Origin of the sequence: Pannonibacter sp. XCT-53 (assembly GCF_009915765.1) — a bacterium.
GTDB lineage: Bacteria > Pseudomonadota > Alphaproteobacteria > Rhizobiales > Stappiaceae > Pannonibacter > Pannonibacter tanglangensis.
Genome location: NZ_JAABLQ010000003.1, coordinates 323,833 through 336,524 on the forward strand (window position 1 = coordinate 323,833; position 12,692 = coordinate 336,524).

General features: G+C 68.9%; 14 protein-coding genes. 10 read left to right on the forward strand and 4 right to left on the reverse strand.

What is annotated here, in order from left to right; genetic code table 11:
- Window positions 1-81 precede the first annotated feature (81 nt).
- Entirely contained in the window at window positions 82-318 is a 237-nt protein-coding gene (locus GWI72_RS18510; RefSeq protein ID WP_161709587.1) for a sulfurtransferase TusA family protein, read from the forward strand.
- A gap of 36 nt (window positions 319-354) precedes the next feature.
- Here the strand turns inward: GWI72_RS18510 and GWI72_RS18515 are convergent, their stop codons facing one another.
- Window positions 355-825, reverse strand: a complete 471-nt coding sequence (locus GWI72_RS18515; protein ID WP_348272719.1) for a 4a-hydroxytetrahydrobiopterin dehydratase — start codon at window positions 823-825, stop codon at window positions 355-357.
- On the opposite strand from GWI72_RS18515, the gene GWI72_RS18520 reads away from it, so the two are divergent.
- Window positions 791-1,249, forward strand: coding sequence for a low molecular weight protein-tyrosine-phosphatase (locus GWI72_RS18520; protein WP_161709589.1), 459 nt, complete (start codon window positions 791-793; stop codon window positions 1,247-1,249). The two genes, GWI72_RS18515 and GWI72_RS18520, sit on opposite strands and share 35 nt — an antisense overlap.
- A gap of 11 nt (window positions 1,250-1,260) precedes the next feature.
- On the opposite strand, the gene GWI72_RS18525 is transcribed toward GWI72_RS18520, so the two are convergent.
- Window positions 1,261-2,115, reverse strand: a complete 855-nt coding sequence (locus GWI72_RS18525) for a phosphatase PAP2 family protein (RefSeq protein WP_161709590.1) — start codon at window positions 2,113-2,115, stop codon at window positions 1,261-1,263.
- 62 nt (window positions 2,116-2,177) lie between these two features.
- Here GWI72_RS18525 and GWI72_RS18530 point away from each other — a divergent pair, with 62 nt between their 5' ends.
- Window positions 2,178-2,792: a 2-hydroxychromene-2-carboxylate isomerase gene (locus GWI72_RS18530; RefSeq protein WP_161677493.1), complete on the forward strand. Its 615-nt coding sequence runs from the start codon at window positions 2,178-2,180 to the stop codon at window positions 2,790-2,792.
- Window positions 2,793-2,878: 86 nt separating this feature from the next.
- Here the strand turns inward: GWI72_RS18530 and GWI72_RS18535 are convergent, their stop codons facing one another.
- Window positions 2,879-4,033, reverse strand: coding sequence for a hybrid sensor histidine kinase/response regulator (locus GWI72_RS18535; protein ID WP_161677492.1), 1,155 nt, complete (start codon window positions 4,031-4,033; stop codon window positions 2,879-2,881).
- A 176-nt stretch (window positions 4,034-4,209) separates the two neighbouring features.
- Here GWI72_RS18535 and GWI72_RS18540 point away from each other — a divergent pair, with 176 nt between their 5' ends.
- A complete protein-coding gene (locus GWI72_RS18540; RefSeq protein ID WP_161709591.1) occupies window positions 4,210-5,190 on the forward strand; it encodes an AEC family transporter in 981 nt (326 codons plus the stop codon).
- Between the two features lie 5 nt (window positions 5,191-5,195).
- Here the strand turns inward: GWI72_RS18540 and gluQRS are convergent, their stop codons facing one another.
- On the reverse strand, window positions 5,196-6,104 hold the full coding sequence (gene gluQRS, locus GWI72_RS18545; protein WP_161709592.1) for a tRNA glutamyl-Q(34) synthetase GluQRS: 909 nt from the start codon (window positions 6,102-6,104) through the stop codon (window positions 5,196-5,198).
- 366 nt (window positions 6,105-6,470) lie between these two features.
- Here gluQRS and GWI72_RS18550 point away from each other — a divergent pair, with 366 nt between their 5' ends.
- The 6 genes from GWI72_RS18550 (at window position 6,471) to GWI72_RS18575 (ending at window position 12,116) form a co-directional block, all read left to right on the forward strand.
- Window positions 6,471-7,121: a DNA-3-methyladenine glycosylase family protein gene (locus GWI72_RS18550; RefSeq protein WP_161709593.1), complete on the forward strand. Its 651-nt coding sequence runs from the start codon at window positions 6,471-6,473 to the stop codon at window positions 7,119-7,121.
- A 135-nt stretch (window positions 7,122-7,256) separates the two neighbouring features.
- Window positions 7,257-8,024 (forward strand): energy-coupling factor ABC transporter ATP-binding protein, encoded by a 768-nt coding sequence (locus tag GWI72_RS18555; protein WP_161677488.1) that lies wholly within the window; start codon window positions 7,257-7,259, stop codon window positions 8,022-8,024.
- A 7-nt stretch (window positions 8,025-8,031) separates the two neighbouring features.
- Entirely contained in the window at window positions 8,032-8,670 is a 639-nt protein-coding gene (locus GWI72_RS18560; protein WP_161677487.1) for an energy-coupling factor transporter transmembrane component T family protein, read from the forward strand.
- A 160-nt stretch (window positions 8,671-8,830) separates the two neighbouring features.
- Complete coding sequence (locus GWI72_RS18565; RefSeq protein WP_161709594.1) at window positions 8,831-9,394, forward strand: biotin transporter BioY; 564 nt, start codon at window positions 8,831-8,833, stop codon at window positions 9,392-9,394.
- Window positions 9,391-10,980 carry an AMP-binding protein gene (locus GWI72_RS18570; RefSeq protein ID WP_161709595.1) on the forward strand — a complete coding sequence of 530 codons (1,590 nt, stop codon included), beginning with the start codon at window positions 9,391-9,393 and terminating at the stop codon, window positions 10,978-10,980. The genes GWI72_RS18565 and GWI72_RS18570 overlap by 4 nt, the downstream gene beginning before the upstream one ends.
- On the forward strand, window positions 10,977-12,116 hold the full coding sequence (locus GWI72_RS18575) for a thiolase family protein (RefSeq protein ID WP_161677484.1): 1,140 nt from the start codon (window positions 10,977-10,979) through the stop codon (window positions 12,114-12,116). The genes GWI72_RS18570 and GWI72_RS18575 overlap by 4 nt, the downstream gene beginning before the upstream one ends.
- Window positions 12,117-12,692 lie beyond the last annotated feature (576 nt).

Consider the following 12,692-nt stretch of genomic DNA (forward strand, 5'->3'; position numbering starts at 1 on the left):
GCGTCTTGCGGGGCGGCGTCCTGGTCCGGTCGTCGGTCCGGATGGCTTGACGGGCGCGGGGTCCTCGCCCAGAACAGGCACATGGCCTCCGATCCTGTCCTTGACCTGCGCGGTCTCAAATGTCCACTGCCCGTCCTGCGGACCCGTCAGGCGCTCCGGCAGCAGGCGGCCGGTGCCCGTCTGGTCGTCGAGGCGACCGATCCGATGTCGGCCATCGACATTCCGCACATGTGCAACGAGGACGGGCATCGTCTCGTCGCGCAGGTCCGGGACGGCGAGCTGATCCGCTTCACCATCGAGAAGCGCGCCGCCTCCTGAGTGGCGGCGCTCCCGTGCTGTCCGGACCGGTGGGCCTCAGTCCGCGCCGGCTGCGGTGGCGGCCCGGTCGACCTTGCGGGCCAGCTTCACGTCCAGCCCCGTCAGTCCGCCCGCGTCATGCGTTGCCAGCGTGATGTCGACGGTGCGGTAGACGTTGGTCCATTCCGGGTGATGGTCCATCTTCTCCGCCATCAGGGCCACCCGGGTCATGAAGCCGAAGGCTGCGGTGAAGTCGGCGAAGACGAATCGCCGGGTGATCGCCTCGCGGCCCTCGACCAGGCTCCAGCCGGTCAGTTCCGCCAGGGCTGCTGCCCGTTCGTTGTCCGTCAGCCGCGTTGCCATCCGTTGTCTCCCCTGGTGTCTGACCTGTCGTCTGCCGTTCGTCTTGCGTCGGTCCGCTGGCGGCTTGCCAGTCCGGGTCCTTGCCGTCGAGTATAGCGGCCAAGCGTGTTTGCGACAGCCGGGAACCGTCATGCCTGCCGTGCTCTTTGTCTGCCTTGGCAACATCTGCCGCTCGCCCCTTGCCGAAGGGGTCTTCCGTCACCTCACCCGCCACCATCGGGCCGGTGAGCCGCTCGTCATCGATTCGGCCGGGACGGGAGCCTGGCATCAGGGCGAGGCCCCGGACCCCCGCTCCGTGGCGATTGCGGCGCGGCATGGCATCGACATCAGCCGGCAGCGCGCGCGTCAGGTCGTGGGTGCGGATTTCTCCCGTTTTGACCTCATTCTGGCGATGGATGGCAGCAATTTGTCGGACTTGCGTCGCATGGCGCCGTCGGGGGCCACGGCGACGCTGCGCCTGTTTCTCGACACGCCGCCGCAGGATGTTCCCGATCCCTATTACGGTGGCCCGTCCGGTTTCGAGGCCGTGTTCCGCCTTGTCGAGGGCGGAGCCCGACGCGTCGCGGCGGAGCTGGGCGTCGCGGTCTGAGCGTCTGCCGGTCAGCGGAACATTGTCAGGAAGGTGCTGATCCGTCCGGTGATCCGTGTCGCGAGCCCGGCGACGGTCCGGTGCAGGGCGCGGCCGCCACGGGTCAGCGCCTCGTCCAGGCCCGCGTCGGTCAGCCAGCGGCCGGGCTTGCGGTACAGAACGTGGTAAGCCGCGAGAATCACGAGGAAAGTGACGCCCCAGGACAGCAGGGTATCGGACAGGAAATGGCCGCCGAAGGCAACCCGGTTGGCCGAGAGCGCGAGGATCAGCGGCACGGTGACCGCCAGGATTGCCGGGCGCCAGGCGCGCGGCGCGATGAAGGCCAGTGTCAGGAGCCAGACGCTCGCCGAGCCCTCGCCGGACACGAAGGAGCAGTTGGTCTCGCACCAGTTGCTGGGCAGCCAGACCGGAACATAGGGCATGTCGCCGCCGAACTGCTCGACCATCACCGGTCGCGGCCGGCCCCACATGTTCTTCAGGATCGCATTGACCACCAGCCCCGGCCCGACGATCAGCGTCGACAGCAGGAACACCGGCATCCGGAGCGGCAGCAGCGGCGCCCGCGCCGGCAGCAGCAGCTTCAGCAGCAGCACCAGCACGCTGGCGATCGCGATCACCTGCACGATGTGCGGACCAAGGTAGCGCAGTTGCCGCAGGAAGGGCTCGCTCTGGGCAAAGAAGCCCAGCGACGGATCATGGAACAGCTCGCTCGCGGCCAGGTCCAGTCCCGGAAAGATCAGGAAAATCAAGGAGACGACTGCGATGTAGAGCAGCGTCGCGTAGACGGGATGGCGAAACGCCCATCCGCCGAAGCGCACCATTTCGCGGCGCGCGGTTTCACGGTAAATCCGGATCCTGTCAGACATCGGGCTTCATTAGCTCAAATCCGCCGCCACGGCGACCCCGTCCGGCATGTGGGAGAGTGCACATGACATTGCAACGTCCGAAGCTCTCCTTCTGGTTCGACTTCGGCTCGACCTATTCCTACCTGACCGCCATGCGCATCGAAACCGTTGCCCGTGATCGCGGCCTGGATCTGGACTGGCGGCCGTTCCTGCTCGGACCGATCTTCAACCGTCAGGGCTGGTCCACCTCGCCCTTCAACCTCTATCCCGCCAAGGGCCGCTACATGTGGCGGGACATGGAACGGCTGTGCGAGGAGGCGGGCCTGCCGCTGGTGCAGCCCGACCCGTTTCCGCAGAACGGCCTGATTGCCGCCCGCATCGCCCATGCCAACCGCCGCGCGGAGTGGGTCGGCGCCTTCGTCCGGGCCGTCTTCATGGCGGAATTCGGCGAGGGCCGGGACATTTCCGACCCGGCGCTGCTCGCGGGCCTGCTGCTCGACCTCGGCGCCGATGCCAGGGCCTGCCTTGCGGAAGCCGACAGCATCGAGGTCAAGATCGGCCTGCGCGCGGCGGTGGCGGAGGCCGAGACGCTCGGCATCTTCGGTGCGCCGAGCATCGTGACCGAGGACGGAGAACTCTACTGGGGCAACGACCGGCTGGAAGATGCCGTCGAATGGGCGTTGCGCATCGTCACCTGATCCGGGCTCTCCGTTGATCCGGCCGGCGGCCCCGGCCGGCTCGTTCCCTCAAGGCATTGACGGAACAGCTGTTCTGACGGACGGGCTCAGGCGTCAAGGCTGGCTTCGGCCAGACGCTGTCGATGGCGCTCCCGGGCAAGGTCGAGGGCCTGATAGAGATGCGCCGGCGACAGGGGCTTCGCCAGCACCTCCTGGAACCCGGCCTGGCGCAGCCGGCGGTCGCCGACCGATTCCAGCGCGGCGGTAACGGCAATCAGCGGCAGGCGGTGACCGTCCGGGCCGTCGCGCAGGGCCTCCGCCGTCTCGATGCCGCTCATCCCCGGCATGTGCAGATCCATGAGCACGGCGTCATAGGCGGTCCGCGCGGCCATGGCGACGGCGATCGGCCCGTTCGGAGCCTGGTCGCTGGTCATGGAGAAGGATTCCAGCAGGGCGGACAGGAGCCTGCGGTTGGTGTCGTTGTCATCGACGATCAGCACATGAGCGGCGACCGCCGCTTCCGAAGTCCGGTGTCCCGGGGTCAGGCCATCAAGAGCCAGCGGCAGGCCGACCTCGAAGCGGCAGCCGCCGCTCGTGGCCGTGTGCAGGTCGAGGTGTCCGCCTGCATCCGCCGCCAGCGCCCGTGCACCCCACAGCCCCAGCCCGGCGCCACTGCCGCCCGCGCGGCCCGCCGCGCCGCGCGTGAAGGGACGGAACAACCGCGACCGCTCCAGAACGTCGATGCCGGGGCCGGTATCGGTGACTGCGAGTTGCAGCGCTGTGCCCCGAGGGGAGGGCGCGAGATCCAGGCGGACATGGCCGCGCTGGGTGTATTTCAGGGCGTTGTCGACCAGCGTGCTGGTGATCCGCCGAAAGGCGACAGCCGTGCCGGCGTCCAGCGGCAGGGGCTGTTCGGTCAGGGTCAGGATCAGGTCGAGACGCTTGCGCGAGGCCACGGCCGAAAACAGGTCATGCACGCTTTGCAGGATCAGTCTTGCGTCTTCCCGGGGCAGGGTTCGGTCCGTCGCCGGCCGGGTGCGACCGCGCTGGATCAGATCGCTGGTCATGGCCGTCAGCGCGTCGATCGCATCCAGAAGCACGCCAAGCCGTTCCTGCTGATCGGCCTGCAGCGGACCCTGGGCAATCATCTCGGCCGTGAGGCGCATGGCGTTGAGTGGCGTGCGCAGGTCATGGGCGACCAGCGCCAGCCCGGCCTCCGCCGCGCGCTCTGCCTGTGGGCCCTCGCTGTCCTTGTCTGCCATTCAGCGTCAGTTCCGGGTCGGCTCCGGCGGTCGGTTGACCCGACAGGGGAGCGCCTCTAAGGTTTTGCTGGCATGCAGCGCATGTCTCAAGTGTCGCATGGGGCCCTCCTCGGGTCCACGCCGGCAATGCGGCCATCGCACGATCCTCACAGCTTCTGCCCCTCGCGGGAGGCATCATGTTTTCCCAGGTCCTGACGATCGTCCTGCCGGTCTTCCTGCTGGTCGGGATCGGCTATGCCACGGCCCGGACCGGCATCCTGTCCCAGGCGGTCGGCGAAGCCCTGGGACAGTTCGTCTATGTCATCGCGATCCCGGTGCTGATCTTCAAGACGCTCGCCACCGTCTCGTCCGACACGGACGCGCCCTGGGCGATGTGGGCGGCCTATTTCGGCGGGGTCGCCCTGGCCTGGACTGCCGGCACGCTGATCATCCGCAAGCTGTTTGCCCGCGAAGCCCGTGCCGGTGTCATCGGGGGCATTTCCGCCGGTTTCGCCAACACGGTTATGGTCGGAATCCCGCTGGTCTCGGCGGTGCTGGGCAAGGACGGGCTGGTGCCGCTGATCCTGCTCATTTCCGTGCATCTGCCCGTCATGACCATCGTGACCGCGATCCTGATGGAGCGCGCGGCAGCGCTGGACGGCACGGCGGAGGCCCGTTCTGCACTTGTCGTGCTCCGCAGCATTCTCGCCAGTCTCGTCCGCAATCCGATCGTGATCGCCATCGTGTCGGCGATGGTGTGGCGACTGACCGGACTGCCGCTGACGGGCATCCTCGAGGATGTCCTCAGCCGCATCTCGGCCACCTCGCTGCCGCTCGCCCTGCTGTCGCTTGGCATGAGCATGGTGCTCTACGGGATCCGCGGCAATCTTCTTCCCGGCCTGCTGCTGAGCCTGATCAAGGTCGGTGTGATGCCGGGCATGGTCCTGCTTCTGGCCCTGCATGTCTTCCATCTGCCGCCGCTGTGGACCGCGGCAATGACCCTGACGGCGGCCTGCCCCACCGGCGTCAACGCCTTCATCTTTGCCAACCGCTACGGCACCGGCCACGCCATGTCGGCCAATTCGATCACCCTGACAACAGCAGCAGCCGTGCTGACCTGCGGCCTCTGGGTCATCCTGCTCGACCGGCTTGGGCTCATCGGCGTCCCCGGAGGCTGAGGCGGTCAAAGGCCGCAGCGGGCGCGAACATCGGCGGGGGTCCAGCCTGCCGCGCGCAACTCGTGCAGCGCGGTGTCGCCCGCGGACTTGGACAGCTTCCGGCCCGTCGCATCGGTGATCAGGCGGTGATGGTGATAGACCGGCGCCGGGAGGTCGAGTAGGGTCTGAAGCAGGCGGTGCACCGCCGTCGCCTGGAACAGGTCCTGCCCGCGCACGACATGGGTGACGCCTTGCAGAGCGTCGTCCAGCACCACCGACAGATGATAGGAGGTGGGCGTGTCCTTGCGCGCGAGGATCACATCGCCCCAGGCCTCGGGATGCGCGGTGATCTCGCCCGTTTCGCCAGCCGGCCCCGTTCCCGTTTCCTGCCAGGTCAGCGGACGGCCCGCGCGTCCCCCGACCTGTCCCCCGAGCCCTTCTCCGACCATTGCCAAGGCCTTTGCCATGTCCAGACGCAGCGCATGCGGCTCGCCGCGCCGGCGGCGTGCCGCGATCTCGTCCGGCGACAGGAGTGTCCGGTCCCCCGGATAGACAGGCGCGCCATCAGGATCGCGCGGCCAAGCGACCCCTTGTGCTTCCTTGCGGTGGACGACCTCCCGAATCTCGCCGCGCGTCAGATAGGCGTCATAGACGAGGCCAAGAGCCTGCAGCCGGTCGAGGGCCGCGGCATAATCCGCAAAATGCTCGGACTGTCGCCGATGCGGTGGCCGGGCCCGGAAGCCGAGCCAGTCGAGATCATCGAGCATGCCCGCCACCAGCTCCGGTGTGCAGCGCACCGTGTCGATGTCCTCGATGCGCAGAAGCACCGTCCCGCCGGCGGCTTCCGCCATCCGCTGGTTGAGCAGCGCGGAGAGCGCGTGTCCCAGGTGAAGTCGTCCATTCGGAGAGGGGGCAAAACGGAAAACGGCGGTCATGGCCGGCATTGTTTCCGTCTGCGCCGGCTTTGCAAGGTGCTTCGCTAAGCGCGTGTCCTGCCGACGAACGCCGGTGGGGAAGGTCCGGTCGACCGTCTGCAGGTAACTCGGGGGACGATCCGGGGGCAGGGTCTTTCCCGTTGCCCGCCGAAGCGGGATGTCGGATGCTGCCCGGGTCATCCTCCGGTGTCTGTGGCGGGCATTGCGCCGGGTGTTGGCCCGGTTCCTTGTCTGGTTGCCTGTCTGGTTGCTTGTCTGGTTTCTGGCGCGCCGATCCGACCGGTCCGGGCCGCCGGTGCGGCAAGGTTGGGCAAGGCCCGTCGAGGATCGGGACTGGACGCAAGACTGGAAGCAGGCGGAAGACGGATGCAGCCCATCGAAACGCTTGAGGACATTGCCGCAGGTCTTGCTGTCCTGCCGCGTCTTGATCCGCGCCTTGCCGGCGTGATTGCCGTCGCCGGCGAGGTTCCCCTGCGCCGCCGGGAGCCGAGCTTCGCCGCTCTGGTCGGCATTGTCGTGTCGCAACAGGTGTCGGTGGCCAGCGCCCGCGCCATCTACGGGCGTCTCGAGGCGCTGGTGTCACCGCTCGAGGCAGATAGTCTGTCCGCCTTCACCGACGAGCAGCTGGCGGGCGCGGGGCTGTCGCGGCCGAAGATCCGGACGCTCCGGGCCATGGCAGAGGCCGTGGGCGGTGGCCTCGATCTGGCCGGACTGGCGTCCGCGCCGGCCACCGAGGCGCATGAAAGGCTTTGTGCCATCAAGGGCATTGGCCGCTGGACATCCGACATCTTCCTGCTGTTCTGTGCCGGCCATCCGGACATCTTTCCCAGTGGCGACATCGCGCTGCAGAATGCGGTCCGGGATGCCTTCGGTCTGGACGGGCGACCGGATCCCCGGCAGCTTGATGTGATCGCAACGGACTGGGCGCCCTGGCGTGGCGTCGCGGCGCGGCTGTTCTGGGCCTATTACGCAGCAACCCGGGGCGGCAAGGACACGGTGCCGGTGCAGGAGGTCTGAGCGGCCGGCAGCGAGACGGGCGGTGCACGCCTTTGACAGGACCCCTTGCGGGCGGCCATAAGCGGGCCTGCTCGTTCCCTCGGCCGAGGGCCACCGGCCGGAGTGCGCCGGGCGCGGCCTGCAAACGGACACATGATGGCATTCTGGTCGACATCACGAACCCCTGACGCAGCGGTGGCCTGTGATCCGCGCCGGGCCGACTATGCCGTTTTCGACGACGTCTCGGTCACGCGCGGCGGCAAGACCGTTCTCTCCGGACTGACGCTGACGCTGAGCGAGCGCCGGGTTGCGGTGATCGGCCTCAACGGGTCCGGCAAGTCCAGCCTTGTCCGGCTGCTCAACGGGCTCCTGCTGCCGGAGACGGGGGTCGTCCGTGTCTATGGCGCCGACACCCGGCTCGTGCGCGCGGACCTGCCGCGGCATGTGGGCTTTGTCTTCCAGAACCCCGACCATCAGGCGATCTTCCCGACCGTTGCCGAGGAAGTGGCCTTCGGTCTCACCCAGCTGGGCGAGGAACGGCAGGCTGCGCGGGCCGGAGCGTCCCGCTTCCTGGCCGCGCATGGCTGCGGGGCGCTGGCCGACCGGCCCTTCCACGACCTTTCCGAGGGCCAGAAGCAACTGGTCTGCATTCTGGCGGTGCTGGTGATGCGGCCGGAGCTTCTGGTGCTGGACGAGCCCTTCGCCAGCCTGGATGGTCTGGCGACGCGGCAGCTGATGGGTCGGCTGGCCGGTCTGCCGCAGAAGCTCGTCATGGTCAGCCACGATCTGAAGCTGATCCAGGGCTTCGACCGGGTGCTGTGGATCGAGGACGGGGGACTGCGTATGGACGGGGAACCGGGCAGCGTACTGCCTGCCTATGTTGCCGACATCGAGCGCCGCGCGGCGGCCTCCGACCCCGGCTGAGGCGGCGATGCTCTCGCTTTTCGTTCCCGGCACCAGCTTCGCCCACAGGACGCCGGCGGGCGTGAAGATGATCCTGCTGGCTGCTGTCAGCGCGCTGCTGATGCCGGTAGGCAATGCCTTCATCCTGGCCGCGGCGCTGGCGGGTGCGGCCTCGCTTTATGCCGTGCTGGGGCGCGAGGGCTGGCGGCAGATGCGCCTCCTGCGGCCGCTGCTGCCGATGCTGCTGCTGATCGCCGGGCTGCATGGCCTGATGGGGACCCCGATGGAGGGGCTGACGGTGGTCCTGCGGCTTTTGACCATGGTGCTGCTTGCCAATTTCGTCACCCTGACCACCCGGATGGACGACATGATGGCGGCACTGCTGCCCCTGTTCCGGCCACTGGCGCTTGTGGGCCTCTCGCCCCGCCGCCCGGCGCTGGCCGTCTCGCTCGTGCTGCGCTTCATTCCGCTGCTCCTGGCCGTCTACGGGGCGCTGGGCGAGGCTTACCGTGCGCGCACCGGCCGGGCCGGGAGCTGGCGGCTGATCGCGCCGCTGGCGATCCAGGCGCTGAAGCTCTCCGATCATGTGGCCGAGGCCCTGATTGCACGCGGCGGTGCGGACGGGCTTTCCGGGACGCACGGCCGGACGAGGGTCACCCGGCGCTGACCGGCAAGGCCGACCCGGCCGCGCCCTTGGCCTCTTTGCCGAATTGCATCACCGGCGCCGAGGCCGTAAGAGGGGGCCATCCGGCCACACGCCTGGCGCCAGTGGCCCTGTCCTCAGCCGGCCCCGCCGGCGCTAGCGGATCGCCATCAAGGAGAGTTTCATGTCCGATACCCGGGACCACGGCCTCGTTCAGATCGCCTTCTATGCCGCGCTGATCGCGGTGCTCGGCCTGCTGCCGCCTTTCCCCATTCCCTTCCTCGGTGGCGTGCCGATCACCGCGCAGTCACTCGGCATCATGCTCGCAGGTGTCATGCTCGGGCCGGTGCGCGGCGCGCTGGCCGTCTGCCTGTTCCTGTTTCTCGTCGCCCTCGGGGCGCCGCTGCTGTCGGGTGGCCGTGGCGGCCTTGCCGTCTTTGCCGGGCCGTCGGCCGGGTTCCTGATCGGCTGGCCGGTGGGGGCCCTTGTCGCCGGTCTCGTCATGCAGCGCAGCCGCGCGCTCGCCGTCCTGCCCTCGGCGGCCCTTGCCTCCGTTCTCGGCGGCATCGGCGTCGTCTACCTGTTCGGCATCGTGGGTCTTGCCGTGATCGGCGGACTGCCGCTCGACAAGGCGTTCTTCGGCAGCGTCGTCTTCATTCCCGGTGACCTGATCAAGGTGGCAATCACTGCGGTCGTGGCGGAGACGGTGGCCCGCGGCTTCCCGCGCGCGCTGGTGTCGCGCACGTGAGCACGGTCGGGGCAGCGCTGGCCTCGCATGCGGCCGCCCGCCCCGACGCGCCTGCCGTCTTCTGCGGCTCCCGGTCGCTGACCTGGTCCGAGCTTGTTTCCCGCATCGAGGCGCGCGCCGGGCATCTGGCGCGCGCCTTGTCCGTTTCCGGGGCCTTCGACCGGGCAGCCCTCATCGCGGAGCCGGACGACGGGGAGGGCGGGATGCTGCGCGCCCAGCCACGTGTGGCCCTCGACCTGCCCGATCCGCTCGAGCTGCTGCTGTCGTTTTTCGCCGTGGCGCGTGTCGGCGCGGTGGCCCTGGTTCTTGATCCTGGCTGGCCACAGCACCGCAAGGCGGCAATCCTGGCCGCGACCGATCCCGCGCTGGTCTGGACACCGGCTGATCTTGCGGATCCGGACAGGGTTGATGGCTCGGGGGATGTGGCCTGCCTGCCGACGGTGCCCCTTGTCGTGCCCGCGCCACGGCCCGAGCAGCTCTTCTATGCCGGCTTCACCTCCGGCTCGACCGGAGTGCCCAAGGGCTATGCCCGCACGCACCGGTCCTGGACCGAGAGTTTCCGTCTCAGCCGTGCCGCCTTTGCCATCGGACCGCAGGATCACGTGCTGGTGCCCGGCGGCCTGTCGCATTCGCTGCATCTCTATGGCGCGGTCGAGGCGCTGGAGGCGGGCGCCTCCGTCACGCTGGCCCAGGGCCTCTCGCCCGGTCGCCTCGCCCGCCTGCTGGCCGAGGCCGCCGTCACGGTGCTCTACGGCACGCCGACCCAGCTCGTGCTGCTCACCCGTGACAGCCTCCGCCTCGGCGTGCAGGCCCCGGCACTGCGCCTTGCCCTCGTCAGCGGCGCCACCTGGGGCGAGGGCGAGAAGGCGGCGCTGCGCTTGGCCTTTCCTGGCCTGCGGCTGGCGGAGTTCTACGGCGCATCCGAGATGAGTTTCATCACGCTCAATGCAGACCCGGATCCTGCGCCCGCCGGCTCGGTCGGCCGCGCCTTTCCCGGGGTCGAGATCGAGATCCGTGATGTGGCGGGCTGCAGGCTTGCAGCCGGCGAGACGGGCACGATCCATGTGCGCAGTCCGCTGCTGTTTGCCGGCTACATCTGCGGCGGGGGCGAGGAGGTGCGCCGGGATGGCGGCTTCCTGACCGTCGGCGATCGCGGCCATCTCGATGCGGCCGGCAACCTGTTTCTCGCCGGGCGGGAACAGCGGATGTTTGTCTCCGCCGGTCTGAACCTGTTTCCCGAGGAGGCCGAGGCGCTCCTGCGCGCACTGCCCGAGATTGCCCTTGCGGCCGTCTTCGGGGCGCCGGACCGCCTGCGTGGCCGGGTGCCCGTGGCCGCGCTCCTGCCCGCGGCCGGCCTTGCCCCCACCGCCGATCGCGACGCGCAGCACGCCCTTTTGCGCCGGCGCTGTCTCGGCGTGCTGATGCCGTCGCTCGGCCGGGCGCGCTGTCCGCGACGCTTCCACCTCTTCGATGCCTTTCCGCTGACACCCGGCGGCAAGATCGACCTGCCCGCGCTCGAGCGCCATGTGCTCGAGCGCGAGGCGGAGCGGGCCGGAAAGCGACTGTCGCCGGAGGACCTGCCTTGACCGAGGTCGTGATTGTCGCGGCGCGCCGCTCGCCGGTCGCCCCCAGGGGCGGCGCCCTGTCGCGGCTGGATCTCGCCGGTCTCGCCGCGCCGGTGGTGCAGGCCGTGCTGCAGGACGCGGGCCTTGATGCCGCGCGCGTTGACGACATCGTGCTCGGCAATGCGCTCGGCGCCGGGGGCAATCCGGCCCGGCTGGTGGGGCTGGCGGCCGGTCTGCCCGATCACGTCTCCGGCCTCAGCATCGACCGCCAGTGCTGCAGCGGGCTTGATGCGGTGGTGCTTGCCGCGCGCAGCATCCGCGCCGGTGACTGTGACCTCGTGCTGGCCGGCGGGGTGGAGAGCTACAGCCGGTCGCCGATCCGGGCGCACCGGCCGCTCGACCCGGGCGGCCAGCCCGTGCCCTATGACCGGCCGGCCTTCGTCGCCGATCCGGCGCGCGATCCCGATCCGCTTGTGGCCGCTGCACATCTTGCGCAGTCCGACGGCTGGTTGCGCAGTGCGCAGGAGGACCATGCCATGGCCAGCCACAAAAAGGCGCTGATGGCGGAGACGGCAGGACATCTGGCCGGGGAACTGGTGCCGCTGGCCGGTTTGGCGCGCGACAGCTTTGCCCGCGCTCTCGATCCGGTCCTCCTGCGTCGGCTGAAGCCGCTGGCCGGGACGGCCGGACACGCGCTGACAGCGGCCACGGTGGCGGTGGAGGCCGACGCGGCTGCCCTCCTTCTCCTGGCCAGCCGGTCGAGGGCAGAGGCACTCGGGCTTCCGGTCCTGGCGGTCCAGGTGGGGGCGGTGCAGTCCGGAGGACGTCCGGAAGACCCGGCCCTGGTTCCACGGCAGGCGATTGCGGATCTTCTTGCCCGGCTGGGCTGGACGGCCCGATCGGTTGCCCGCGTCGAACTGATGGAGGCCTTTGCCGTGCAGGCACTGGCCTGCCTGAAGGACATGGACCTGCCGCCCGAGGCGGTCAACGCGGGCGGGGGTGCCCTCGCCCGGGGCCATCCCATCGGGGCGTCCGGCGCGATCCTGCTGGTGCGGCTCGTGCATGAGCTGCAGCGCCTGTCTGCCGGTGACAGGGGTCTTGCCGCAATTGCCGCGGTCGGCGGTCTGGCGACGGCGGTGGCCCTGCGCCGGCCTTGAGGCCGGGCGCGGATGCCAGGCGCACAGGTGCGCGCGTGGGGTCTGGCAACGGATCTCGCCCCGGATCTGGCCCCCGATCTGGCCGCAGTCAGGGCCATTTCGGCGCCGGGAACCAGCCCGAGGGGCCACCCCATGTTGCGTCGCACATTTCTTTTGCTCAGGATGTTGATAAGGGTCCTGCGAAATTTATTTATATATTTCAATGCTCTGGCCTGTTGATGGCGGGTGCCTGTCCACAGGCTGGGTGCAGAATTTTTTGCGATGCGCGAACTTTTTCAAAATTGTCGATTGACGGATTGGGGTTTGGCCCCCTATAAGCTGGCTCATCGACGGCGGCAACGTCGCTGGCGACGGGGCCTTGCGCTCCAAAATTTCTGAAAAATGCGGCTTGACTGCCGGCGTGAAAACCCGGATAAGGCGGCCTCGTTCTTCGGACGGCTAACCGAGAGATTGGTTAGGTTCTTTGACAATTAGGATTTTGAAGGAAGGGAAGCGTGGCCGGCGTTGTTCTTGCGCGGCTGGGTCTCGAGAGGGGCCTGGCGCGGAGCAAGAGTTACGGCAGGTACGCTACTTTCT

Excerpts from the sequence above, each read along its gene's own strand:
- GWI72_RS18510 (WP_161709587.1), top strand. The coding sequence starts at position 82 with ATGGCCTCCGATCCTGTCCTTGACCTGCGCGGTCTCAAATGTCCACTG.
- GWI72_RS18520 (WP_161709589.1), top strand. The coding sequence starts at position 791 with ATGCCTGCCGTGCTCTTTGTCTGCCTTGGCAACATCTGCCGCTCGCCC.
- GWI72_RS18515 (WP_348272719.1), bottom strand. The coding sequence starts at position 825 with ATGTTGCCAAGGCAGACAAAGAGCACGGCAGGCATGACGGTTCCCGGC.
- GWI72_RS18525 (WP_161709590.1), bottom strand. The coding sequence starts at position 2,115 with ATGTCTGACAGGATCCGGATTTACCGTGAAACCGCGCGCCGCGAAATG.
- GWI72_RS18530 (WP_161677493.1), top strand. The coding sequence starts at position 2,178 with ATGACATTGCAACGTCCGAAGCTCTCCTTCTGGTTCGACTTCGGCTCG.
- GWI72_RS18535 (WP_161677492.1), bottom strand. The coding sequence starts at position 4,033 with ATGGCAGACAAGGACAGCGAGGGCCCACAGGCAGAGCGCGCGGCGGAG.
- GWI72_RS18540 (WP_161709591.1), top strand. The coding sequence starts at position 4,210 with ATGTTTTCCCAGGTCCTGACGATCGTCCTGCCGGTCTTCCTGCTGGTC.
- gluQRS (WP_161709592.1), bottom strand. The coding sequence starts at position 6,104 with ATGACCGCCGTTTTCCGTTTTGCCCCCTCTCCGAATGGACGACTTCAC.
- GWI72_RS18550 (WP_161709593.1), top strand. The coding sequence starts at position 6,471 with ATGCAGCCCATCGAAACGCTTGAGGACATTGCCGCAGGTCTTGCTGTC.
- GWI72_RS18555 (WP_161677488.1), top strand. The coding sequence starts at position 7,257 with ATGGCATTCTGGTCGACATCACGAACCCCTGACGCAGCGGTGGCCTGT.
- GWI72_RS18560 (WP_161677487.1), top strand. The coding sequence starts at position 8,032 with ATGCTCTCGCTTTTCGTTCCCGGCACCAGCTTCGCCCACAGGACGCCG.
- GWI72_RS18565 (WP_161709594.1), top strand. The coding sequence starts at position 8,831 with ATGTCCGATACCCGGGACCACGGCCTCGTTCAGATCGCCTTCTATGCC.